The organism is Antricoccus suffuscus (assembly GCF_003003235.1).
GTDB lineage: Bacteria > Actinomycetota > Actinomycetes > Mycobacteriales > Antricoccaceae > Antricoccus > Antricoccus suffuscus.
In genome coordinates, this window is sequence record NZ_PVUE01000004.1 from 1 (window position 1) to 24458 (window position 24458).

The following is a 24458-nucleotide window of genomic DNA, read 5'->3' on the forward strand; positions in this document are numbered from 1 at the left end:
CTGCCCCTTAGCTTCAATCACCCTGCTACGACAGGGCAATGGTGGTGGTCTCTCACCTCCACTCGATCGATCAGCGCCTCACGGCGCTCGTGGATTTGGCACCACTCCGGCGGCACATCACAGCCCGGAAACGAACAGCCGCCGTCCCGCGTGACCAGGGCGATGTACTGACTACCAGTCGCGAGCCTGGTCGCCCGGCCCAGGTAGAGCACGACGCCGTGCGCGTCCAGGACCGCCGGCAGGAACCGCAAGTGCGCGGCCTCCGCGATCAGATCACGGACCGGGACCTGCACGCCGTGCGTGCTACTCGCGTACCCGCAGCCACTCATCAAGTCCTCAAGACGGATCGTGGTGATCACGGTCCCCCGCGTACCGCCACGAGCGGTACTGGGGTTCGTGTCCAGGAGCCGGTTGAGCGCGTCCAGCAGTGCGTCATGCATCCGCTGCCCGGCGGTCCGCGTGTCCCGCCCGGACTCGTCGGCGGGCCTCGGCGCGGCGAGCGGGTTCAGAGCGGCGCGGAGTTTCGCGAGCAGTTCCGCGGTCACAAATCCGGTGACCTTCCCGTTGTCGTGTAAGTGCAGGGCACGCTGCCGCTGGCGTTCGTCGTCGACCGGCTCGTTGCCGTCCGGGTCGAGCCGGTCGATGATCTCCGCCGCGAGGTGCTCGAGGTCGCGGGGCCCGAGAGTGTCGGTGTGGTTGGTCAGGATGGTCTCTGCCTCGTCCAGGTCCGCGGGGTCGATGTCGGGACGGCCGTGGAGGCGGTGCAGCATCTTGTGGATGACCCGAGCCTGGGCGGGCGTGACCCGGCCCGCTCGTTGCCGGTCGGCGAGGTAGGCCCGTTCCGGCGGCATCGCCTGCCCACCGAGAGTGACCCTCTCTCCGAGTCTCTTCGCGGCCTCGACCCGCGCATACGCGTCGGAACGAGTAATCCGCAGCGTTTCGGTGAGCAGAGTGACCGCGTTCCGCGTGGTCAGGACCTCCGCCGCGCGGGTGTCCTCCAGCGCCCCGACGATCGCGTGGTCCAGGGCGGCGAGACTGTTCCGGATCTTCTCGAGGTCACCGGTGAACGCGAGCAAATCTCTCGGCCCCAGCCCACTGAGCGCGCCCCGGGTAGCAGTGGCGATCAGTTCGCGGGCCGCATCGGCAAGGGCGCGCTGGCCCTCGGTGAGCAGGTCCCGTACGGGCAGGTACGCCACGCTCACAAGCACTCACCACCCTTCCGACCCAGTGCACTACTAGTACGTATGATCGATGTACATATGTTCGATTTTAATCTTTATCGCGCTGCTTGTCTAGTGGTCATGCCGTGTTTTTCGGGGATTGTTGGTGGCGCGAGGAACGACCCGCGAAAGCGGACTCGGCCGGGTCGGAAGCGCGAAACCACCCGACAGAGCGCGTTGGCGCGGGCCGGACCAGGGCGCCGAACTACTAGCGAGCGGGGGCGCCGTATACCCGGTCGATGGGGATTCGTAGCACCACTCGTTTGTCGGCGACCATCGCGCGACGGTAGTCGTCCCAATCGGGATGCTCACCGACGAGCGAACGGTAAAGCTCGACAAGCTCCTCGACCGCGGCATCGTCTGGTTCGCGAGCGACCTCGGAGAGTTGCGCCGTACCCTCGACCACCGTGTACGACCATCCGTCCTTGCTGCTGACGTGCCGTGACACTCGCGGATCGCGGCGCAGGTTGCGGGTTTTGGCACGATCGTCGGTCACTGAAACCTTGATGAGCGCGCGCGCCTCGTCGTAATGGAAGTTGATGTTGGACAGCTGCGGACGGCCATCACGCTTCAACGTCACGAGTATGCCGAGGGTGGTCGACTTCAAAGTCACCAACAGTGCGCGATCAAGTGCCATGCACTCATGTTACGAGCGATCCTGGATCGGTACGACGACCTCGCGGACGATCAGTTGCACGGCCGCCGCGACTGGCACTGCGAGCAGTGCGCCGGTGACGCCGAGCAGTGCGCTGCCGATCAGGATCGCCACCACCACCGTCGCGGTCGAGATGTCAACCTGGCGGCGCATCACGCGCGGGTAGAGCCAGTAAGCCTCGAACAGGTGCTGGGCAAGATAGAACAGTCCCGCGATGATGCCGATCAGCAACGACTGGGTAAAACCGAGCAACGTCATTGCCACGCCGATGATGACCGGACCGACGACCGGGATGAAGTCGAGGATGGCTGCGGCAAGGGCGATGGCCCAGGGATACGGAAGCCCCACGATCGCCGAGAAGACTCCTGCGACCACGCCAGCCTGCACGGCGACGATCGTCGCGCCGGATAGATAACCGCCCATCTGCTTAAGGACCTTGTCGCCGAGCTCGCCGACCCGGATCCGTTTCGAGGCCGGCGCCAAGCGGTACGCCGCTTCCTTGATCTTCGGGAAGCCCGCGAGGAAGAACAGCGCGAGGATGAGGATGATGAGCAGGTCAAGCGCGACGCCCGCGGCCGTAACTCCCGCGGTCAGGATGCTGTCGGCCGCGCCGCCGCCGATCTTCTGTAGCATCCCGGAGCTCTGGATCTGATCGATGATGTGGAACTTGTTGTCGATGTCCTTGATCGTCGAGTTGTTCTGCAGATTTTTCACGAGTGAAGGGATCGACTGCGCGAACGCGATTACTTCGGTGACGATCGGCGGCACGATGGCATACACCGCGGCCGCGAGCACTCCGAGCAAAATGAAGAAGACCGTCGTCACCGCCCAGGCCCGACGAAACTTGCGTCGGATGAAGAACTGGACGGCAGGCTCCAGCCCGATCGCGACCACGGCGGCGATCGCTATCACGACCAGCGTGTCTCGAATTGACTCGAGTGCAAGGTACGTGATGTAGGCGAGTATTACGCCGATCGCGCCGAAGAACCCGGTCCGAAACGGCCGGAAGTGCACAGGCTCGTCGCTACCTTCCGCGGCATATTCGCCCGTGACCATCGCATCGGCGTGAGCGGCGCCTAATTCTGCGGCACGTTGATGACGTAGCGCGGTCATTCTTCCGGTAATCCGCGCCAACCGACGTCGCTCGGTGGCGGCACGCTCTGTCTCGCCCGATGGCGTTGACTCACTGGATTTAGGCGGGTCACCACCCGGATTGGCGCGGTCGGGGCCGGGTACGTCGGCGTTGCGTGGCCCGGAGCCGTCGCCGTCTGGATCATCGGTGCTCGTCATACGGGAGAAATTACCCGTATGCGCCAACTTCTATGCACCGCCATACCGACACCTCGGCATGGGATTGAACTTACAGATCGCGATAGGTAGGGAAGGCAGCAAACCCGTAGGCTGACGCATGTGACCACGCCACCGACGCACGCTCCTCATCTAGAGGAGCATCTGCACGCTATGCGCGGCTCACACGCGCTGAAAAAGATGTTCAAAGAACGCGATTTTCGGCGCATCTACTTCGCTCGACTTCTCGCGCAGTTCGCCGACGGCATGTTTCAGGCCAGTCTCGCCGGGTCGGTGTTCTTCAACCCCCAGCACGCGTCAACCCCCGCGGACCTCGCCGCTGGTTTCGCGGTCCTGCTGCTGCCCTACTCACTCATCGGGCCGTTCGTGGGCGTCTTCCTCGACCGGCTGAGCAGACGCAACTTGATGGTCGCCTCCAACATCACCCGCGGCGTACTCGGACTGTGTGTCGCCGCGACCATCTGGTTTGGCGCGCAACAGATGAGCCTCTATGTGCTGGCGCTGCTCGCGCTATCGCTGAGCAGATTCTTTCTCTCCGCTCTCTCCGCATGCCTGCCGTACGTCGTCGAGCGACGCGTGCTGGTCAGCGCCAACGCCTTCACCACGACGAGTGGCACGGTGACGACCATTATCGGCGGCGGCGCGGCTATCGCCATCCTCTTCTTCACCGGCAAGGATGACCATGGCTACGCGATCACGTGTGTCGCGGCCACCATCGGCAGTTTCCTTGCCGCGGCAGTGATGTCCAGGTTCGGCAAGGACACGCTCGGCCCCTCCGCGCAGGACCGCGCGAATCGCTCCGGCTTCCTCCACGTGGTGCGAGGCATGGCCCAGGGTGTGGCGCACCTCCGCGAACGACCCGCATGCGCCGGCGCGATGATCGCGGTTGCGATGCACCGGTTTGTTTTCGGCGCTATGACCGTTGGCATCCTGCTGTTGTTCAAGTGGCATGTCCACGCGTCCGGGCTGCTGCGTAACGACCTCGGTGGCGTCGCCCAGGCGCTGGCCCTCGGTGGGCTCGGCGCAGGACTCGCCGCACTAGTCACGCCCGCGATCACCCGAGACATTGGCAAAAGCGCGTGGGTGGCGCTGACCATCGGCGTCGGCGGCACGATTTCGATGCTGCTGCTGTTGCCGGCAAACGGATGGCTGGTGCTGATCGCGGGGTTCGTGATGGGCTTCGCCGGTCAAGGTGCCAAGGTCTGCAGCGACACGATCATCCAAGAGTCGGTGCTCTCGTCGTACCGCGGCCGCGTCTTTACCGTCTACGACACGCTGTTCAACGCAGCGTTCGTGATCGGCATCGTGATCGCCGCATTTACGCTGCCGCATGACGGGCGGTCCTTCGGCTTCTACACCGGTTGCGCGGTGCTGTACGTGATCACCGGCGCCGTTTACCGCTACGTCAGCAAGAAGAACAAGCACGGGTAAGAATGACGCACGTCGGTCCACACAAGGAAGAGGTACGCCGGTTGAACAGCGAAACACTCTCTGAAGCGCCACCGCAGACTCTGGTTGCGAGGTTCGCCGAGCTCGCGCAGGCAGCGCCGGACCGGCCGGCCATCACCTGCGGCGCGGACACGATCACCAGAATCGAGCTGGATCGGCGTACCAACCGGCTCGCGCGCGCCTACCAAGAACTCGGCGTCACGAAAGATTCGTTCGTGACGATCGGGCTTCCCAACAGCATCGAGTTCCTGGCCGCCGCCATCGCGGCCTGGAAATGCGGTGCCACTCCGCAGCCGATCTCGTCGCGACTGCCGGGGCGCGAGACGGCGGCCATCATTGCGCTGGCCGAGCCGACCCTGGTTGTCGGGATCAGCGAGCAGGACGCGCCCGGATTTACCGTCGTACCGCCTGGCTTCGAACCGTCGGCCGATCTGTCGGACTCGGCGTTCGACATGGGCGCGGCGGCGTCCCTGAAGGCGCCGACCTCCGGTGGCAGCACCGGTCGGCCGAAGCTCATCGTGGCTGGTGACCGCGCCGAGGCGGACAACCTCACACCCTTCGCGCGGGTCCAAGGCATGCAGGACGACGACACAATTCTGATCACCGGTCCGCTGTATCACAATGCGCCGTTCACGCTGTCCTTCTGCGGGCTGTCCCTCGGTGGCCACATCGTCCTGATGCCGCGCTTCGACGCCGCCGAGTCGTTGCGGCTGATCGAGACGTACGACGTGACCTGGATGTACGCCGTACCTACGATGATGAACCGCATCTGGCGTCTTCCCGAATCCGAGCGGACGTCGTACGACGTGAGCTCGTTGCGCAACGTCATGCACATGGCCGCGCCGTGCCCGGCGTGGCTCAAACACGCTTGGATCGACTGGCTTGGCGCCGAGGCCGTCCTCGAGCTGTACGCCGGCACCGAGGTGCAGTCGGTGACCGTCGTCAACGGCGTCGAATGGCTCGCCCATCCCGGCACCGTCGGGCGGCCGGTCGTCGGGGAGATGATCGTGCTCGGACCCGACGGGTCACCGCTACCGGCCGGCGAGGTCGGGGAGATCTGGATGCGCCGCGGCGAAGGCCAGGCTGCGCCGTACCGCTACATCGGTGCCGAGGCGCAGACCATAGGCGACGGCTGGGAGACCGTCGGCGACATGGGTTCCATGGACGCCGAGGGTTATCTCTACCTCGCCGATCGCAAGTCCGACATGATCGTCGTCGGCGGCGCGAACGTCTATCCCGCCGAGGTCGAAGCGGCACTGCTCGAACACCCACAAGTCAGCTCGGCGGTCGTGATCGGGCTGGAACATGAGGACCTAGGCCACGTGCCGCACGCGCTCGTGCAGCTCGAGACGCCGCTGACCGATGACGACCTTCGCGACCACCTGGCGGAGCACCTGGCGCGCTATAAGATCCCGCGGTCGTTCGAACGCGTCACCGAACCGCTTCGCGACGACGCCGGAAAGGTACGCCGCGCCGCGCTGGTCGCCGCCCGCAAGAAACCCACGTAAGCACCAGCCGCAAGAACCACAGTCGCCGCCCCGCATCCAAACCCACGTAACCACCAGCCGCGGAAACCCCGGTCGCCGCCCCGCATCCAAGCACAAATGTGCCCACTCGCAGCACCGAGCGGCCGTGACCGCTGAGGATCGTCACATTTGTGCCCGGCTGGGCAACACAGCTGGGGAGGTTACGCCGTACGCGCCTGTGGATATCTTATGCACGCGCCCGCAGGAGTTGGCAGGCTCGACGGATGCAAGTCTCACTCAACCTTCGCCGCCCATTCACGTCAGCGCAGGCGCGCGAAGCGGGCCTCAGCCGTGGACTGCTTGCCGGGCCGAAGTTTCGACGGGTCGTTAGCGGTGTCTACGTCGAGGCGGGCACCCCAGACAGCCCATGGACACGAGCCGCGGCAGCTCTCGCCGTACACCCGGGTACGGCGCATATAAGCCACACCACCGCCGCTCAACTCATGGGCCTGCCGGTCGCGGCAACAGCAGACGTGCATGTGACGGTCCTCAACCAACGCGACCGGCGCCCACGCGCGGGGCTCGCCTGCCATACCCTGCCTGGATCCGACTACATGATCTACCAAGGGCTACGCGTGTCGCCGCCGCTACAGCAGTTCATCGAGCTCGCCGGGATCCTCAATTTAGTCGAACTCGTTGTTGTGGGCGACGCGATGATCCGACAGCTCGGGCTCACTCGCGAACAAATTGTCGCTTATTGCGCCGCCTGCAGCGGCGATCACGCGGCGGCGGCTCGGCGCGCTGCGGCCTACGTCCGGGCCGAGGTCGACTCGCCAACCGAGTCACTGCTTCGGATGCTCATCGTTCTGGCCGGCCTTCCCGAGCCAACTGTCAATGTGATGCTGCGCGACGACTCCGGCGTAGTCGTCTACCGCCTCGACATGGGATACCCCGACATCAAGTTGGCAACCGAGTACGACGGTCGCCAACACGCCGACGACTCGAGGCAGTGGCACCGCGACATTCTTCGTCGCGAGGAACTTGAGTCCGACGGGTGGCGGCTGGTGGTTATAACCTCACCCGGCATCTACCGAGATCCGCTACAGACCTTGACCCGGGTGCGCGACGCGCTCGTAGCGCGCGGTGTCACCGGTTTGCCCCGGCGGTTTTCGGCCGAATGGCGCCGATTCTTCCCGCCCCGGTGACGCGCACGACGCCGCACTCAAGCGCGGATTCGGCTCGATAACGCGGTCGGGAACGGCGATCGCAGGAGGACATCGATACAAATGTGCCAAGACGCAGCGCCACAGAGTCCGGACTGCTGCGACCCGGCACATTTGTATTGGAACACCCGATTCAGGTCGGTCGCCGGGGAGTCGCGGGTCAGCTACCGGGGTGGATTCAGGTCGGTCGTCGGCGTTGTCGCGGGTCAGCTACCGGGGCGGCTGAGGGTCAGCTGCCGAGGTTGTCGCGGGTCAGCTACCGGGGTGGATTCAGGTCAGCTACCGAGGTTGTCGCGGGCCCATTCTTTGAGTTCGGCGACGGCCTCGTCGCGGGGCATCGGGCCGCGGTCCAGGCGCAGTTCCTTGAGGTAGTTCCACGCCTTGCCGACCATTGGGCCGCCGGGAATCCCGAGAATCTGCATGATCTCGTTGCCGTCAAGGTCCGGCCGTACGGCGTTGAGGTCTTCCTCGGCTTGGATCTTGACGATCCGCTCTTCGAGCCTGTCGTACGCCGCCGACAGCGCCGCGGCCCGTCGCTTGTTGCGCGTGGTGCAGTCCGACCGGACGAGTATGTGCAGCCGCGGCAGCAGGTCGCCGGCATCGGTGACGTAGCGTCGTACCGCCGAGTCGGTCCACTGCCCGCCCGAGAAACCGTGGAAACGCAGGTGCAGAAACGTCAAGTCCGAGACGGCTTCGACTATCGCCTTCGAGTAGCGCAACGCGCGTAGCCGTTTACGGACCATTTTGGCGCCGACGACCTCATGGTGGTGGAAGCTCACACCGCCACCGGACTCGTGCCGGCGGGTCGCGGGTTTGCCGATGTCGTGCAGGAGCGCGGCGAGTCGCACGACCAGGTCCGGTCCGCCCTCCGGCAGCCGATCCTCCAACGCGATCGCCTGGTCGAGCACTGTCAAGGAGTGCGAGTAGACGTCTTTGTGCTGGTGATGCTCGTCGATCTCCATCTTCAGCCCTGGCAGCTCCGGGAGTACGACGTCTGCGACACCGCTGGCGACCATGAGCTCGAGCGCAGCGCGGGGGGCCGGCGCCAGTAGCAGCTTCGACAGCTCGGCCTGAATACGTTCGGGGGTGATGCGGTCGAGCTGATCGGCCATGTCGCGGATCGCGAGCGCGGTCTTGTCCTCGAGCGTGAACCCGAGCTGCGCGACGAATCGGATCGCGCGCAGGATCCGCAACGGGTCGTCGGCGAACGACTCCTGTGGATACGCCGGAGTCCGCAGTACGCCGGCGGCGAGATCTCGCAGCCCGCCGTGCGGGTCGACGAACGACCCGTCGCGCAGCCGGATCGCCATCGCGTTGACCGCGAAGTCGCGGCGGACGAGGTCGTCGGCCAAGTTGTCGCCGTACACGACCTCGGGGTTACGCGAGACGCGGTCGTAACGGTCCGCGCGGTAGGTCGTGATCTCGATCTGGAAGCCGTGGTAGCTCAACGCGATCGTGCCGAAGTCGATGCCGGTCGTCCACAGCGCCTCGGCGTACCCGTCGACCAGCCGCAGTACCTCGTCCGGTCGCGCCGATGTCGTCAGGTCCAGATCCGTGCGGGTGGCATCGGACAGGTCGAGACGGTCGAGCAGCGCATCGCGTACCGGACCTCCGACGAGCGCGAGCTCGTGACCGGCGTTCGTGAACCGGTTGACTAGCTCGCCGAGGATCGGCTGCAGCGCCGCGACGACGAGGCCCGCCGTACGCCGTGCCGACTCGTCGGTGATCATTTCGCGCGCCGCCGTCATCGCTCAACCAGCGAGCGTGCGGATGTGACGGGCGAGGGGGCGGGTACGGGAGATTCGTGCATAGCCTCGCCAGCGTACTTGGCGTGCGGTGACGGAGCTATCACGCGCTGCCGCGATACCGTAGGCATATGTCTGGCACGTCGCGTCACTCCGGTACGCCGCGCCGCCAGGGCGACAGCGCACGCACCCCGCAAGAGCAGGCGCCCGGCCCGGGCGAGCGGCGTAAGACGCTGCGCACCGCGCCGCCGACGCCGCTGGATATCGCGCCGCACCGGCCCGAGTCCGCCCCCGTTCCGTCTTCCGCCAAGGATGGGCGCCGCCGGCCGGCCTCTCAGCTGCCCCGTTCGGACGAGATCAGCGCCGGCGGACTCGTCGTAGACCGGTCCCTTGCCGAACCGGCCGCGGCGCTGATCGGTCGGTTTGACCGGCGCGGTCGCCTGCTGTGGTCCCTTCCGAAGGGACATCTCGAAGCCGGTGAAACCCGGGAACAAGCGGCGATCCGCGAGGTCGAGGAGGAGACCGGCATCCGGGGCAGCGTGGTCGCGCCGCTCGGCACAATCCGGTATTGGTTCGTCGCCGAAGGACGCCGCGTGCACAAGACCGTGCACCACTACCTGATGCAGGCCACCGGCGGTGAGCTTTCGGATGAGGACGCCGAGGTCGTCGCGGTAGCGTGGGTGCCACTGAGCGAGCTCGGCGCTCGCCTCGCGTACGCCGACGAACGCAAGATCGCCGACGCCGCCGTGCGCATCCTGGCCGACACCGCGTGAGCGGCGATCTCTACGTGCATCACCCGACCGGGCGGCACGGTTACGACCACCGCCAACATATTCATCCCCATGCCAGGAGGATCGGGAATCTGCTCGCTGCACTCGTCTGTGCACTCCTCGCGCTGACGCTCGCCGCACCCGGCGCGCTGGCCGACGACCCCACCACGGGCCCGGCGCACAAGAACCCGCTCCCGGTCACGATTGTCATCGACAGTGTCACGCCCACTTCGCTCGGACCGGACGGCACGCTCACCATCACCGCGACCGTCACCAACACGGGCAAGGAGACGATTGACAATCCGTGGGTCCGCCTCCAGCGAGACGATGACGTGACCAACCGGTCCCAGCTGCTCAAGCTGGACAAGTCCCAGCCCGGCTACACGCAGGCGATCGGCCCGATCCACGACCTGACCGCGTCGCTGGGTCCCGGCGCATCCCAGCAGATCAAGGTCACGGCGACGACGGCTGAGCTCAAGATCAACGACCAGGGCATCTATCCCGTCCTGATCAACATCAACGGCGAGACGAACTCGGGGCCGATACGCGTCGGCCAGGCCGCGATCAGCGTCCCCTATTTCGAGACCGCGCCGACCGCGCCGACTCGCGTCGGGTGGGTACTGCCGCTGATTGACCGGCCGCACCGCTCGGCCCAGACCAATGTCTTCCTCGACGACGAACTCAATACGCTGGTCTCGCCGGGCGGGCGACTCAACCGGCTGCTCGCGGCTGCCGAGAAATACGCCGGCAAGTCGCAGCTCTCGCTCATCGTCGATCCTGAGCTGATCAGCGCGCTCAGTGTGATGACCGGCGGCTACCAGTACGTCGCGCAGAGCGGAAGTCACAAAGGCGAGGTCGTCACCGGCGAGGGTGGCGACAAGGCGGCCAGCTGGCTGGACCGACTCACCGCACTCGCCAAGACCGTGCCGATCATGACCACGCCGTACGCCGATGTGGACACGGCAGCCCTGGCTCGCAACAACCTCGCCGACATGATCATCTCAGCGCGCAAAACCGGCACGAGCGTCGTCGACAGCATCCTCAAGACCCAAACCGTGCACGACGTGGACATGCCGGCCGGCGGCGTCACCACCGACCAGGTCATCGCGGCCGACCAGCAGGCCGGCGTGCGCAAGCTGATCCTCAGCGGCGCAGCGTACGGGCAGAGCGACTACCTCGAGTCCAGCGACGGCGTAACCGAGAACGCGGCAACCGTCCTCAATGTGCCCGGCGCGTCGATCGAGGCAGTGGTCGCCGATCCCGCGCTGACCCGCATCCTCGGCGAAGGCAGCACGTACGCCGCCGGCCCGGTCGCGGGGGCGCAACGCTTCGGCGCCGAGCTCGCCGCGATCTCGATGCAGCAACCGGCCGTCTCACGCGGGATGCTCGTCGTACCTCCGCGACGCTGGGACCCGAGCCAAAAATTGCTCGACGCCGTCTTCACCGAGACCACGACAACACCATGGGTCGCGCCGCTCAGCTTCGACACGCTGGCCGCCGACACACCCGTCGCCCGGGGCGCGCTCGACTATCCGGCCTCCGCGTCTACAGCCGAGATCCCGGGCACCGCGCTCACGCATGTCGTCCAGTCCGCGGCCAACATCAACGCCATGCGGTCGATGTTTACCGAAGCCGACGCCGACACGATGCTCGAGCCGTACAACAGGGCGCTGTTTCGCATGGTCAGCTCCGCGTACCGTGGCGATCCCGCCGCCGTTGAGGCCCGCGCCGACGACGTCGACAGCGCCCTCGCGCAGATCCGCAACGACGTACAGATCGTGCCGCCGTCCGACGGGACCTACACGCTGTCCTCTTCCACCGCGCCACTGCCGTTCACCGTCCAAAACAAGCTCGGCGTGCCGGTCAAGTATGTCCTCGGGCTCGATGAGGCGCGCTCGTCCGGTGTGAAGGTCGGCGGTACCCAAGTGCTGCAGATAGCACCGAACTCGCGCGCCACGGTCAAGGTACCGACCGTCGTCGAACGGTCCGGAGTCTTTTCGGTCGTTGCTCAGATCCATACGCCGGATGGGCTGAGCTTGGGCACCGACGTCGTCGTGTCCGTGCGCAGCTCGGTGTACGGCGGGGTCGCGCTGGGGGTCACCGGTGCGGCGTTCGCGATTCTGCTGTTGCTGATCGCCCGCCGTTACGTCATCCGGCGCCGCAACAAACGCCGCCAACGTGAGGCCGACGCGCGAGCGGCCGACGCGGCGCTGCTCGAGCAGCCGGACGAGCCGGTACCGTTCGGTGACTACAGCTATCGCGTCGACGAGGGTGGTACGACGGCCAGCATCGTCCTACCACCCGATCCCGCAAACCGACCCGAACGCGTAGGTCCAGCCGACGGCGCGGATCGGCCCGACTCGACCGATCCGCCGCGTAGGCCCGACCCGGCTCATGAGCCCAACCCACCCGATGACCCCGATGACCCTGACGACAAGTCCTGGCTCGACGAACAGATAGGTAAACCCGAGTGAGCATGTCCGGCGGGATCTTGCGGTCGGCTGGAAAGGTCGCGGTCGGGACGCTCATGTCGCGGCTGACCGGCTTCGTACGCACCATCGTGTTGGCCGCGGTCCTCGGCAACACCCTGGTCAACGATGCCTACAACAACGCCAACGTGCTGCCCAACCTGGTCTTCGAACTGCTGCTCGGCGGCGTACTGACCAGCGTCATCGTGCCGCTGCTCGTGCGCGCGCAACGCGACGCGGCCGAGCGCGGAGGTGATCCCAACGCCTACGCGCAGCGGCTGTTTACGATCGCGGTCATCGGGCTAACCGGCGCATCGATCATCGGCATGGTTCTCGCGCCGTTGCTCGTCACCGTGCAAGGGCTCGGGCCGAGCGCGCGCAACCACAACATGGCCGCACTGATGGCCGTGATGCTGCTGCCGCAAATGGTCTTCTACGGGATCGGTGCGCTTGCCGGCGCCGTACTCAACACCCGCGACTCCTACAGCGCGCCGGCCTGGGCACCGGTCGCCAACAACGTGCTCGTCATCATCGTCGGCCTCGGGCTGCTCACAATGACCGCGGGCGGCAAACCCACGCTGACCACCTTCAGCACCGGCCAGCTGGTCTTCCTGTGTATCGGTACGACGCTGGGCATCGTCGTACAGGCACTCATCCTCATCCCCGCGTGGCGCAAGGTCGGTTTCCGCTGGAAATGGCGCTTCGACTGGCGCGGCGTGGGACTCGGAGAGCTGCGCAGGCTCGCTGCCTGGGTCGTCGGCTATGTCCTCGTCGGGCAGGTCGGCTTCATCGTCGCGTCCAACGTCGCCAACTACGCGGCGAAACAGTACGGCAACGGCTCGTTCGGGCTCTACAGCCAGTGGACGTACGCCGCCCTCCTGTTCCAGCTGCCCTACGGCATCCTCGGCGTCTCACTACTCACCGCCATCATGCCGAAGATGTCGCACGCGGCCGCCGCCGAGGACTGGGCCGCCGTCAAGGGCTATCTCAGCGACGGCACCCGGCTGACCGGAATTGCGCTCATCCCGATCTCGGCGGCGTTCTGGTTGCTCGCCGTACCCCTGACCTTGCTGTTCTTCGGCGCGGGCAACTTCACCGCGGAAGGCGCCCGCTACACCGGGCTGACCCTGGCCGCGGCCAGCATCGGACTGCTGCCCTACGCCCTGACCCTGCTGCAGCTGCGGGTGTTCTTCGCCGCCAAGGACTCGCGTACCCCCACGCTCGTCATGGTCGGCGTCGTCGCGGTCCGCGTCGTGCTCAGCCTCGCCTGCCTCGGCCTGTCGCCGCGCTACATCGTGATCGGGCTGGCCGTCGTCAACAGCGTCGCCTTCATCGTCGGGGCGATCATCGGCGACGTCGTACTGCGCCACCGTTTCGGCAATCTCGGCACCAAACACACCCTCCGGCAGCTCGTCCGCATGGGGATCGCGTCCGTCGTCGCGGTCGCGGTGACCGTGCCGGTTTACCTCTGGCTGACCACGACCCTCACCGGCACCTCCGCGTGGAATCTTGCGGGACTCACCGGCATACCTCTGGTCGGCGCGTCAAAAGGTGTGCTCATCGTCGTACTCGGAGTCTCAAGTCTCGTCGGTCTCGTGGTGTACTTGATCGAGTCGTACGCCATGCGGGTGCCCGAGGTGCAGCGCGTGTTTAGCGTCGTACGCCGCCGCCTCCCGTTCTAGGCATCAAAACGGCGCGTTTCGCAGATCCGGCGTAATCTCTGGAAGTGCGCTCACCTTGCGTTATGTCGTCGTCAGCCGCATGGTCACCGATTCATAACTATGAGAGAAACGGTGTGTTTGGTAGGCGGATCGGCCCGCTCGATGAGACGCTTGACACACTGCTTTTGAGAATCACCTCGAAACTCGCGTCACCCGAGGGAGGAGTTGCGCGTCTTGACTAATGTGACCACTTCTCTCGCGCACGACCGTAAGCAATCCGCAGCCGCGGCACCGACGGATACGCCGCACTCGAGCGAGGCCCCACCGGACGCGGCGTCGGCGTCCGGAGCCGGACAGTCTGACGTCGAGCAACCGGGTAACGAGCAAAGTGGCGATGCCCGATCGGAACAGCCGGTCGACATCGAGGACACGCAGTCGACCGTCAACGCCATCTGCGGACGACGTTACAAACTCAACGGGACCCTCCGCGATGCCGCGAACTGCGCAAACCAGCCAGGGTGGCACGCGTTCCATGCCCGGGATGAATTCCTTGGTCGCAGTGTCGTCGTACGACTCGCCGCCGCCCGCACCACTGCCGAGGTAGCCGCCGTCAGCAAACTGGTCGATCGGGCCCGCGGCATGGCGAGCGTCAACGAACACCTGATCAGTCGCACCTACGACGCCGTCGTCCAAGACTCCGACACGGCCCTGAGCGCGACCGACCAGCAGTCCACGGGCAGGGGCCTCACACACGCGCTGATCGTCAGCAGTTATTTCGAAGGACCGACGCTCGAGGAACTGATCGCCGACGACGCACAGGTCGACCCGGACGCACTACTTGACTCCCTGCATGGCCGCCTCGGCGCACTGGCCGAGGCGGGCCTCAGTCTCGGCGTCCTACGGCCCGACCAAATCGTGATGACCGAAGACGGTCCGGCGATCGCCGCGCCCGCCATCGGATCGGTAGACGAAATCGGCCCGACGGACCTGACGGGGGTATGCGATAGCCTCGGTGTCGACCCGGCGGAGATTGCACGCGCGCAAGCGTCCGCAACGGTCGACGTCGACGCGAAGGGCACGATGCGCGAATCAGAACTGCACGACTCAGAGTTAAGTGACTCAGAGTTACGCGAGACCGGACAGGGCGATCCCGCCGATACTGGGCCGCTCGCGCGCTTCAGCGACGATGACTCGCCGCTCAGTGACGACTTTTACGACGATCCGGGCGACGACGGCAACAATGGCAACGGCGGGGGTATGGGTAACGGGCAGGACGAGCCGAAACGTAACAAGTTCGTGCTCGCAGTTGCCGTGCTCCTATCGCTGTGTGCGCTGTTGGTTATCGGCTGGTTCGTCGGACTACTGATCGGCGGCGTTTTCCACTCCGATTCCAACAAGTCCACTGCGGCAAAAACGCCGGCCAGTTCGAGCTCGGCACCGCCGGTCTCCCAAGCGAAACCGCAGGCCGGACAGCCGATCGCGGTCGCCGGCGCCAAGTTGCTCGACCCGCCTCCCGGTGACGGCAAGGAAAACCCGGACCGGCTCAACCTCTCGTACGACGGCAACACCGGCACCACCTGGCCCACGCTGCAGTACAAGGGTTCGGCCAACTTCGGCAACCTCAAGCCGGGAGTCGGGATCGTCTACGACCTAGGCAGTGAGCAGACCCTAGGCGCGGTCAAAATCACGACCACGCTGCCCGGCGCGACCGTTGAGATCCGCACGGGCACCGAGCCGCAGGCGTCCAGCTTGGATGCATATCCGGTTGTCGTGCCAGACACCAAACTCAACGGCGAGACAGAGATCAAGCTTCCCGAAGGCACGAAGACGCGCTACGTCGTCGTGTGGATCACCAAGCTCGTCCCCCAAGAAAGCTACTATCAGGCTTCGCTCTCCGAGGTTGCTTTTACGTCGTAGCCGTTCGTCGCGCCCGCCGAAAACCGCAGTTCACCTCCCGCGCGTCAGGCCGTTACGACTTCGCCCGCGCCCCTGCAACAGTTAGAGTGCTTGAGTGACTTTCGATCAACTGGAGGACGAGCGCTCCGATAAAGAGCTGCTCGCCGATCACGTGACCGGCGATCGGTTTGCCTTCGAGAAGATCGTGCAACGCCACCGCAACCGCCTCTATGCCGTCGCACTGCGCACGATGCGCGACCCGGAAGAGGCCTCCGATGCGCTACAGGACGCCCTGATCTCAGCCTTTCGAGCGGCCGCCTCATTCCGTGCCGAAGCTCAGGTGACGACGTGGCTGCACCGTATCGTCGTCAACGCCTGCCTGGATCGGATCCGCCGGAAGCAGGCCCGGCCGACCGCCCCGCTACCTGAGGAGGGGCCCGGCGAGCCGGTCGACCCGCGCGACGCGGTTGAAGAGCGCAATATGTCGATGATCGTCGAAGACGCCTTGATGAAGATTCCCGAGGACCAGCGGGCCGCGATCGTGCTCGTCGACGTACAAGGATATTCGGTCGCCGATGCGGCTAAAGTACTCGATGTACCCGAGGGCACGATCAAGAGTCGGTGCGCGCGGGGGCGGGCTAAGCTGGCCGTCATTCTGGGACACATTCGGAACCCGCGAGACTAGTCCTGCGTCCGACCATCGGTTATGACTACGACCGACTCGGAGGGTTTTCCAAAATACTGCGCTGACCTGCGCCGTATTTTGCTACGCCGATTCGGGACTGGTTCTGGCCACACATCAGGGGCACGTACAACAAGGAGTTGTCATGACATTTGACGACCGGAACGCCGGACCAGGCGACCCGTCGGCATGCCCAGATGTGGAGACATTGGCGGACTTTCACGCCGGCGTACTCAATCGAGCAGACCACGCACGGATCGCGGAAATTGTCGCGACCAACGTGCAGGCTCAGGAGATTATCGCCGCGCTGGATGCCACGCAGGCTCAGCTGTCCGCGCTGCCACCGGTAGAGATTCCGGCGGACGTCGCGGCGCGGATCGAGCGTGCGTTGGCGGCCGAAGGCGGGCGCAGCGAACCCGTGCGTGACACCGTCCGACACTTGCGCGCTTCGCCCCCAGCGCCCGGTGCCGGTCAGCCTGCCGAAACGACTCCGCATGCTGGACACCACGCGACGCCGGCACGGCCCGGCGCCGTACTACCACCCGCACCCACCAGGGCCGCTGGCCCGGGCGGCCCGCGGCACTCAGGCCCGGACACCAGTGCACCAGGGCCAGCAGGTCCTCCAGGACCGGGCAACGTCGTGGACTTTCAGTCGGCCAGGGCCAAACGGTCCAGTCGCACCAAGATGCTGCTCGGCGCCGCGGCGGCCGTTATCGTCATCGGCGGGGGCGGCGCGATCGCGTTCTCTCAGAGCGGCGGCACCAACGATGGCAACGTCGCGTCCGGTCATTCATCGAAGGCTGACAATAGTTCGGTCACCGGTACAGACTTGACTAACGTTGCCGCCAGCGAGGTGACCGACTCGGCATCAATTGACAACAACAAGGCGACCTACGGCATCGCAGGTGAGATGTCCAAGCCGGACAGCCGCCAGAAATGCATCAGCGAAATTCCGAAGCGCCCGATCGCCGGACCTACCGCCGTACAAAAAGGCACCTACGACGGCACTGAGGCCTACGCGTTCGTATTCCCGGCAAAGAACGACCAGCTGCGGATGATTGTGGTCAAGGCGGACGACTGCGGGACGGTACTCAAGGACGTCGTACAGAACCCGTAACCTCCAGCGGGTCGAAGTGCTGGCTCACATCTCGGTGTGTCCTGGGAATGTCCGCCCTACGATGGGCGTTAGTCATCTGTCAGGTCAAAGATCGAAAGTGAGCCAGCATTTCTGTGACTACCGCTAACGCTTCTCCCTCAACGGACGACGTACGCAACGTCATCATCGTCGGTTCGGGACCATCCGGCTACACCGCAGCGATCTACACCGCGCGGGCCGAGCTCAAGCCGCTCGTATTCGAAGGCAGTCAGTACGGCGGAGCCCTCATGACCACGACCGAGGTTGAAAACTTTCCCGGTTTCGTTGAGGGCATCGACGGACCTGAACTGATGGAAAACCTCCGTGGCCAGGCCCAACGTTTCGGTGCCGAGCTTGTCCCCGACGACGTCACGGCCGTCGATCTCAACTCCTCGCCCAAGACTGTGACCGTCGGCGACAAGGTCTACCGCGCGAAGTCGGTGATCATCACGACCGGCTCGAAGTACCGCTACCTGGGCCTGCCGGATGAGGAGCGACTCCTCGGCCGCGGGGTATCGGCGTGCGCGACCTGCGACGGGTTCTTTTTCCGGGACATGGACATCGCCGTCGTTGGCGGCGGTGACAGCGCGATGGAGGAAGCGACGTTCCTGACCCGCTTTGCGAAGTCGGTGACGATCATTCACCGGCGCGGGGAGTTCCGGGCCAGCGCGATCATGCTCGACCGGGCCCGCGCCAACGAGAAGATCAAGTGGGCGCTTAACAAGGAGGTCCTTGCCGTCGAAGGGCAGGACAAGGTCTCCGGCGTACTACTCAAGGACAACGTGACCGGCGAGGAAAGCCGCCTCGCGCTGGGCGGGTTGTTTATCGCGATCGGGCATGATCCGCGCAGTGAGCTGTTCGCCGGCCAGCTCGACCTCGACCCCGCCGGCTACATCCAGGTCGAGCAGCCGAGCACCCGCACCAAGATCGACGGCGTGTTCGCGGCGGGAGATGTCGTGGACCACACGTACCGTCAAGCCATCACGGCCGCCGGCACCGGCTGCCAGGCCGCGATCGACGCCGAACGCTGGCTGGCAGAGCACGAATAACGCGGCCCGCGGGCTTGTAATACAGGTATTACGGGGTGCGTGACTTAGCGTCACACCCGAAGGCACGCGCGACCCGGAATATGTGACGCGCTTGAGTAGTTCAATAGAGCAGACCACGACCGCGGTGGTACGCCGTACCGCTGACACCAGACCGACCATCACATGACACAGGAGATATCCATGGGAGCAAACAGCAAGACCGTCACCGACCAGTCGTTCACCGAAGACGTGCTGCAGAGCGACAAGCCGGTGCTCGTCGACTTCTGGGCCGAGTGGTGCGGTCCGTGCAAGAAGGTCGGACCCGTCCTCGAAGAGATCGCCGGTGAAAACACCGACAAGATCACCATAGCCAAGCTCAACATCGACGAAAACCCGCAGATCGCCCGCGACTACCAGATCATGTCGATCCCGACCATGACCGTATTCGTCGGTGGCAAGCCGGTTAAGTCGATTGTCGGCGCCCAGCCGAAGGCGCAGATCCAGTCGCAGCTCGCCGAGTGGATCGGCTAACCCTCGCCGTACGTCGTAGTGCCGTCGGAATGACCAATCATTCCGGCGGCACTCGTCTTTTTAGTGAAACCGTTTTCGGTGAGACGTGAGCCGATCAGTCGAGCGGGTGGGACTAAGGGGACGTCATGACGAAGGAACAATCAGCGGACAATGCGCAACCGTCGGCACGCTCGCTGTGGGACAGAACTCCGACGGCGTTCAAGTTCGGCCTGGTCGTAGCGATTCTCGGGTTCTTCGTGTCGATGACGGTCTTTCGGTCAAGTTCGGTCAACGGTGCGGTCGTCTCGTGTAGCTACTACAACCTAGGCGCGCTCGCGGTTGCGCTGGTCGTCGTAGTCTGTGCCTTCACCGGCTTTACCGACGGCCGCAAGAGGCACCCACGGCTTCGACCATCCAGTCCGTGGCTATACGGCGGGACGGTAGTCCTGCTGGCACTCGCGGCCATCCATGTGGCGCGAGGGTTCGGCATCATCGGCGGCGGCTGTTGACCTCAGCCCAACGCATGTCTCGCAAACTCGCCAAACGTTCTCGCCGGCGACCGTGGGAGTTCCGAGTCGTTAAAACGCTGTGGGGCTACCGCGGCGGCGGCCGTGACAACGTCGAACGGTTGCCGTGGAACGCACCGGCTGTTTGGGAATGGCCACAACTCATACCGCCCCAGGGATGGACACCTCCACGCCGGAACACGGAAGCTGGCGATCCTGCAGGTTCGAATTGAGCAGACTGGTGGTGCGGACCGCGGAACTGCCCGCTGCCGCGGCGACATACCCGAACTGCAATTTGGCCATACGCGACGGTCTGGTGCCGCTGCCGTAGCACGCCTTCAATTTAGATGGCCAAGCGGGCAGCTCGCGAATCGAGACCGGTCGCGCCCTGCGGCACAATGACAATGGTCGAGGTTAGGGTTCTGGCATGGCGGTAGGGATCATTTTCGACTGTGACGGGGTGCTGGTCGATAGCGAGCCACTCGCTAACCGCGTCTTCGCCCAAATGCTCACCGACATCGGACTACCGACAAGTGCCGATTCGGCGATGCGGGACTTCATGGGCCGCTCCACGTCAGCAGTCGCAGCCATCGTGGAACAACGGTTGGGCCACGCGTTACCACCGACATTCCTGGACGAGTACGCCAGCCGCTGCGAAGAATGTTTCGCCCATGAACTTCGTGCCGTTGCCGGCGTTGAGGCGGCGCTTGGTCGCATCACGCCTCCTACGTGTGTTGCGTCGAGCGGTTCGCACGAGAAGATCCGCTTCACGCTTGGCCATACCGGCTTGCTGGCGCATTTCGAAGGTCGGATATTCAGTGCGACCGAAGTCGCCCACGGGAAACCGTCGCCTGACTTGTTCTTGCACGCTGCCGCCCGCATGGGCTTCGAGCCGAAACACGCGATCGTCGTCGAAGACTCTCCGAGCGGCGTGCGGGCCGGCGTTGCTGCCGGTATGGCGGTACTGGCCTACGCCGGGCATGTTCCGTGTGAGGAACTTGCCGCCGCCGGCGGGCGGGTCTTTACCGATATGGCAGACCTGCCGATGCTCATTAACGGCCTCCTCGCCGAACAACTCAGACCGGGCATTGACACGGTGCGAGAGCAACGAGACAAGTAATGCTGTCGATCCGCTGGCCGAGGGTCAGAGCCAGTACTTGTAGCCGACGTGGCTGGGGTTGTACCCGAGTCTCTCGTAGAAGCGGTGTGCATTGGTTCGAGATTTATCTGAGGTCAACTGAGCCACAGTGGCGCCTTGCTGGCGGCCGTACTCGTGTGCCCACGTGAACAATGCGGAGCCGAGGCCAATCCCTCGGGCGCCGCCGACTATACGAACGGCCTCGATGTGTAGTCGCAACGCGCCTTGTCTCGCGAGGCTCGGGAGAAGGGTCAGCTGGATAGTCCCCACCATTTTCGCGGAGTCATCGCGCACAGTCAGTAGTAAGTGCCCGGTAATGGCGTCAATCTGACGGAATGCTTTCAGGTACGGGACTAGGTCATCGCTCTCCCGATCGGCACCGAGAGCGTCATCAGCGAGCAGTTGGACGAGCTCAGGTACGTCGTGCTCGGTCGCCTGCATCAGGTCAAAGCGGCGGCCGCGGATCGCTAATGACGCCAGTGGTTGTCGCTCTTTCCTCTTGCCGTGGGTGGAAATATCGCGATTCAGATCCTCGAAGGTGGCCGTTATCGCGAACAGGCAGTATCCGCGACTGGCGATGTCGTCGCGGACATCTACGTTGGTGTCCGCAGCAGTGCGTATCCGCGTCCGTTGCCACTGTTCGGCTGTCGTCACATCCGGGAAAGCGTCACCGTCGCGCAGCACCAGACGCCAGCGCGAGACCTGCCGGTGCACATAGAAGACGTACATAACTCCGAGCATGCCCTATGTTCCCCACATGGTTCCCCACATGCTTATACGAATCGATCCAATCTTCGCAGTCGCACTATCCGGCCAGGGACCTTCTGCGGCGTTGTACTCGCACTGAACCCCGCCCCTAGAAGAAGCGAGCAGGGAGGAGGTGTGCACCTCCCGACGCAGATCACTGCCGACCGATGTCAACGGTCGGCGCAAGGAGCTGGATTTAGTGGTATGCGCACCACGACGCTCGATCACGCCGATGCGGCCGAACTAGCCGAACCACTGCAGTTCCTGCGTGAGTGGCTCGATGCCGAGCACGATCCAATCAACACCTCACTGCAGAATTTCGTCGGCAACTCTGCCTACGGCAGTGACAAGTTGCGTGCTGACCTTGACCGGTTCGGCTTCCTACTCGGCGGAAACGACGGAGAACCGCTGTTCAATCCCGAGCATCACTAGCTGATGCCGAGAGCCGGGATCTTCGACCACTGAGACGTCTTTGTCTCTTTCGGTCTCGTTCGCGGGCTGCTGCGGGGTGAGATGGCCCGATTGTCGGCGCCGGTTCTGTGGACGTTTCGCCTACGTCTAGTCCGTAGGTCAGGGATCGACCACGACGCGGGGCTACTCCTGATGCCACCGACCTGACTTCGCTTCGTAGACCGCGCGGGTCGCCCGGATGGACGGCCTGTCCTGACACCAGTGGACCGGCAACTGCTAGCGCCCGATGAGTAGATCGACACTGGCGACGCCGGTCGATGACACTGCTCATGACGTAGTGCCCCCATGTCGGGCTCTTGAGGCAATGAGGTTCAGATAAAGCGGGCACACGGCGCTCCGTTGGGGGATATCTCCGCTACCGCCGAATGCGTCGCTGCCCACCTCGAACGGCACCCGGACGGCGGCTTGTATAGCGGAGATGGCACGTATATCGGCACAACCGACGATGAGGCAGGGGATCTGCCCGACCGGGCCCCACCGGTACAAACGAGGGACCGCGCCGACGGCGCGGACACGCGCCTGCTCGTCACCCCGGTATGGATTTCGATACGGTCACCGAGCTCGTACGTCGCACGAGGCTACGAGTCACCCGCCGCCAGGCGTCACCGCCGGGTCGCGGCCGGGCTGTATGCCGCGATTGGCGCCGGCATGCTCGAAGCGGTCCCCGCTCGGCAGGTTGAGGACACCGCCGCCCGATACGTCGCAACTATTGACCTGGGTTGACTCACCAACCACGCCGCCGGCCTGCGCGCCCACCCCGGCCTGCCAGCTGGTAAATGGGCCGAATCAGCCTGGAACGCTGGTGTACGCGGCAGGGACTATGCCGGAGGCAAGTCATGCCGTGTGCCATTTGAGTGTCTCGGCAAGTTCCTTCGCAACGCGCAGGATCGATCGATCAATGGATGAGCTCTCGGGAAGATGGTTCACCAGATCGTCAACAATGTCGCTGATCTTGCTCCATGTCGTCCAAGAAAGAATCTCCGGCAGCCGTTCCAGGAGCTCCTCGTGAGGCGTCTCCGTCTGGACGCCTCTTTCGGCCAGCAATCTCAGACCATGTCCAGTCGCATCCTCGATCGTCATCAGGCCACTGCCTTGTACCCGAATGGGTGGAGCGACACCTAGCATCAGCAAGAGCAGCGGGCGTCGCGGGCCAGTCACATCCAAAAGCGCAAGGTACTCGCGCGCAAGCTGTTCAGGTTGGAACGATGAGCGTTTCGGGCCTTTGGCTTCAACCATCATGTAACAACTTGCGGACAGAATCCGCGCGTCCGGCTGAATCTTTATGCGCGAGGCCAACAGCAACTCGTCCGGAAGAACCATGAACGAGGCATCCTCACACTCGTCGACTAGAGTTTCGCGCGCCACGTCTGCGCCTGCCGCACCTCGCAAGACTCCCCCTAGAAACTCGCTCCGAGGCAGATAATCCAGCAGGGACAAAGCGTGCGTCGTGAGAACATTCTCCCGGCCTAGACCACCGGCTCGGTAGCCACGGACGTTCCGCCCCTCCCAGGACAGTTCCTCCAAGAGGCGACCGATCGCGAACGGATTCGTTGCCTCAGTCATCTGAAATGGACTCCTCGATATCGACGTCAACCATTACAACGGCGCTTCGATACCCTACTTAACCATCGGCGTTCCTAGGGCGCGCATGGGAAGGCTCGCGCTTGACGAAGTCGTCGGCGTGTCGCGCGATTCAACGAAATACGTAGTCCCGACCAGCCGTTCCGAGAAGCGATCCTTTACCGCGACACGTCGCGGAGAAGTGCAGACCCTGCCGACCGGGGTGTCATCGGCTCAATTCGGGACAATTCGGTGAACCTGACTACTGCTATCGCCGGCGGGTTGGCTCGGCTAGCAAAGCACGGCGCTGAGGCCTCGTCGCTAACACTGTTCATGAGGTAAACGTCAAGGTCATCGAAACCTTAAGTGACGAAGTCCAGATAAAGAGGGCGGCCGGAGGTCATTTCTGGACAAGTTGTTGGGTATGCGATTGGTGTCCTTCGAGTAGGTCGTGGCCATGACGCGACTCCAGACGTGTCCCGGACTTGGTCCGATCAAAACGTGCCTCCGTCAGTGTGAATCGCGTTCTGCGTGACCTGTTCGCGGTACTGCGCCGCATGCCGCGCACGGTCCCTGGTGCGCTGATCGTGACTGTTGGCGCGGGCCCGCGCCACGATGTCGCGGACCGTGGTCTCCTCGGTCGTGATGGTCTTGCGCAGCCGGCGGTCCTCCCGAAATGACGGCGAGTAGGCATACATCAATGGCCTGCCGGCGATCCGGATCACCGACTCCCCATCGCGCAGCTGCTGCTGGTCGGCCGCGGTGAGCACTTCGCGCCACTGCCCGGAGTCAGTGACATGCGCGCCGGACCAGAAGCCGC

Annotated in this window: 22 protein-coding genes; 15 read left to right on the forward strand and 7 right to left on the reverse strand. The window is 64.5% G+C overall.

The genetic code is table 11. The features are described 5' to 3' along the window. Positions 1-17 precede the first annotated feature (17 nt). The 3 genes from CLV47_RS06415 to CLV47_RS06425 all read right to left on the reverse strand — a co-directional run bounded on the left by CLV47_RS06415 (position 18) and on the right by CLV47_RS06425 (position 3165). Positions 18-1202 carry a DUF222 domain-containing protein gene (locus CLV47_RS06415; protein WP_170110982.1) on the reverse strand — a complete coding sequence of 395 codons (1185 nt, stop codon included), beginning with the start codon at positions 1200-1202 and terminating at the stop codon, positions 18-20. Positions 1203-1428: 226 nt separating this feature from the next. Beyond that, the gene (locus CLV47_RS06420) at positions 1429-1857 is read right to left on the reverse strand and encodes a PPOX class F420-dependent oxidoreductase (RefSeq protein ID WP_106348208.1); all 429 of its coding nucleotides are present in this window, start codon (positions 1855-1857) and stop codon (positions 1429-1431) included. A gap of 9 nt (positions 1858-1866) precedes the next feature. Continuing rightward, on the reverse strand, positions 1867-3165 hold the full coding sequence (locus CLV47_RS06425; protein ID WP_106348209.1) for an AI-2E family transporter: 1299 nt from the start codon (positions 3163-3165) through the stop codon (positions 1867-1869). A gap of 120 nt (positions 3166-3285) precedes the next feature. Between CLV47_RS06425 and CLV47_RS06430 the strand changes: the two genes are divergently transcribed. The 3 genes from CLV47_RS06430 (at position 3286) to CLV47_RS06440 (ending at position 7303) form a co-directional block, all read left to right on the forward strand. Continuing rightward, on the forward strand, positions 3286-4614 hold the full coding sequence (locus CLV47_RS06430; RefSeq protein WP_146135302.1) for an MFS transporter: 1329 nt from the start codon (positions 3286-3288) through the stop codon (positions 4612-4614). 2 nt (positions 4615-4616) lie between these two features. Further along, entirely contained in the window at positions 4617-6140 is a 1524-nt protein-coding gene (locus tag CLV47_RS06435; protein WP_106348211.1) for an AMP-binding protein, read from the forward strand. Positions 6141-6382: 242 nt separating this feature from the next. Then, on the forward strand, positions 6383-7303 hold the full coding sequence (locus CLV47_RS06440) for a hypothetical protein (protein WP_106348212.1): 921 nt from the start codon (positions 6383-6385) through the stop codon (positions 7301-7303). Positions 7304-7596: 293 nt separating this feature from the next. Here CLV47_RS06440 and CLV47_RS06445 read toward each other — a convergent pair whose 3' ends face one another. Beyond that, positions 7597-9069 carry a CCA tRNA nucleotidyltransferase gene (locus CLV47_RS06445; RefSeq protein ID WP_106348213.1) on the reverse strand — a complete coding sequence of 491 codons (1473 nt, stop codon included), beginning with the start codon at positions 9067-9069 and terminating at the stop codon, positions 7597-7599. 128 nt (positions 9070-9197) lie between these two features. Here CLV47_RS06445 and CLV47_RS22590 point away from each other — a divergent pair, with 128 nt between their 5' ends. The 10 genes from CLV47_RS22590 to CLV47_RS06495 all read left to right on the forward strand — a co-directional run bounded on the left by CLV47_RS22590 (position 9198) and on the right by CLV47_RS06495 (position 20842). After that, on the forward strand, positions 9198-9839 hold the full coding sequence (locus CLV47_RS22590; protein WP_202862430.1) for an NUDIX hydrolase: 642 nt from the start codon (positions 9198-9200) through the stop codon (positions 9837-9839). Continuing rightward, a complete protein-coding gene (locus CLV47_RS06455; RefSeq protein WP_106348214.1) occupies positions 9836-12310 on the forward strand; it encodes a DUF6049 family protein in 2475 nt (824 codons plus the stop codon). Before CLV47_RS22590 ends, CLV47_RS06455 begins: the two co-directional genes overlap by 4 nt. A 2-nt stretch (positions 12311-12312) precedes the next feature. After that, entirely contained in the window at positions 12313-13986 is a 1674-nt protein-coding gene (gene murJ, locus CLV47_RS06460) for a murein biosynthesis integral membrane protein MurJ (protein WP_106348215.1), read from the forward strand. Between the two features lie 213 nt (positions 13987-14199). Continuing rightward, positions 14200-15882, forward strand: a complete 1683-nt coding sequence (locus tag CLV47_RS06465) for a protein kinase family protein (protein WP_146135304.1) — start codon at positions 14200-14202, stop codon at positions 15880-15882. A gap of 94 nt (positions 15883-15976) precedes the next feature. Continuing rightward, positions 15977-16546 carry an RNA polymerase sigma factor SigM gene (gene sigM, locus CLV47_RS06470; RefSeq protein ID WP_238145257.1) on the forward strand — a complete coding sequence of 190 codons (570 nt, stop codon included), beginning with the start codon at positions 15977-15979 and terminating at the stop codon, positions 16544-16546. A 142-nt stretch (positions 16547-16688) separates the two neighbouring features. After that, complete coding sequence (locus tag CLV47_RS06475) at positions 16689-17660, forward strand: hypothetical protein (protein ID WP_106348217.1); 972 nt, start codon at positions 16689-16691, stop codon at positions 17658-17660. Positions 17661-17773: 113 nt separating this feature from the next. Beyond that, positions 17774-18727: a thioredoxin-disulfide reductase gene (gene trxB, locus CLV47_RS06480; RefSeq protein ID WP_177557503.1), complete on the forward strand. Its 954-nt coding sequence runs from the start codon at positions 17774-17776 to the stop codon at positions 18725-18727. Positions 18728-18907: 180 nt separating this feature from the next. After that, the gene (gene trxA / locus CLV47_RS06485) at positions 18908-19237 is read left to right on the forward strand and encodes a thioredoxin (RefSeq protein ID WP_106348219.1); all 330 of its coding nucleotides are present in this window, start codon (positions 18908-18910) and stop codon (positions 19235-19237) included. A gap of 125 nt (positions 19238-19362) precedes the next feature. Next, positions 19363-19725, forward strand: a complete 363-nt coding sequence (locus CLV47_RS06490; RefSeq protein ID WP_106348220.1) for a hypothetical protein — start codon at positions 19363-19365, stop codon at positions 19723-19725. 424 nt (positions 19726-20149) lie between these two features. Further along, a complete protein-coding gene (locus tag CLV47_RS06495) occupies positions 20150-20842 on the forward strand; it encodes an HAD family hydrolase (protein ID WP_106348221.1) in 693 nt (230 codons plus the stop codon). Positions 20843-20866: 24 nt separating this feature from the next. On the opposite strand, the gene CLV47_RS22450 is transcribed toward CLV47_RS06495, so the two are convergent. Then, positions 20867-21601, reverse strand: coding sequence for a GNAT family N-acetyltransferase (locus tag CLV47_RS22450; RefSeq protein WP_238145258.1), 735 nt, complete (start codon positions 21599-21601; stop codon positions 20867-20869). Positions 21602-21811: 210 nt separating this feature from the next. On the opposite strand from CLV47_RS22450, the gene CLV47_RS06505 reads away from it, so the two are divergent. Further along, positions 21812-22039: a hypothetical protein gene (locus tag CLV47_RS06505; RefSeq protein WP_106348222.1), complete on the forward strand. Its 228-nt coding sequence runs from the start codon at positions 21812-21814 to the stop codon at positions 22037-22039. A 378-nt stretch (positions 22040-22417) separates the two neighbouring features. Then, positions 22418-22801: a hypothetical protein gene (locus tag CLV47_RS06510; RefSeq protein WP_106348223.1), complete on the forward strand. Its 384-nt coding sequence runs from the start codon at positions 22418-22420 to the stop codon at positions 22799-22801. A gap of 111 nt (positions 22802-22912) precedes the next feature. On the opposite strand, the gene CLV47_RS06515 is transcribed toward CLV47_RS06510, so the two are convergent. Together CLV47_RS06515 and CLV47_RS06520 are read right to left on the reverse strand one after the other, a co-directional pair. Continuing rightward, positions 22913-23641, reverse strand: a complete 729-nt coding sequence (locus tag CLV47_RS06515) for a hypothetical protein (protein ID WP_106348224.1) — start codon at positions 23639-23641, stop codon at positions 22913-22915. A gap of 491 nt (positions 23642-24132) precedes the next feature. Then, positions 24133-24408, reverse strand: a complete 276-nt coding sequence (locus tag CLV47_RS06520; RefSeq protein WP_106348225.1) for a hypothetical protein — start codon at positions 24406-24408, stop codon at positions 24133-24135. Positions 24409-24458 lie beyond the last annotated feature (50 nt).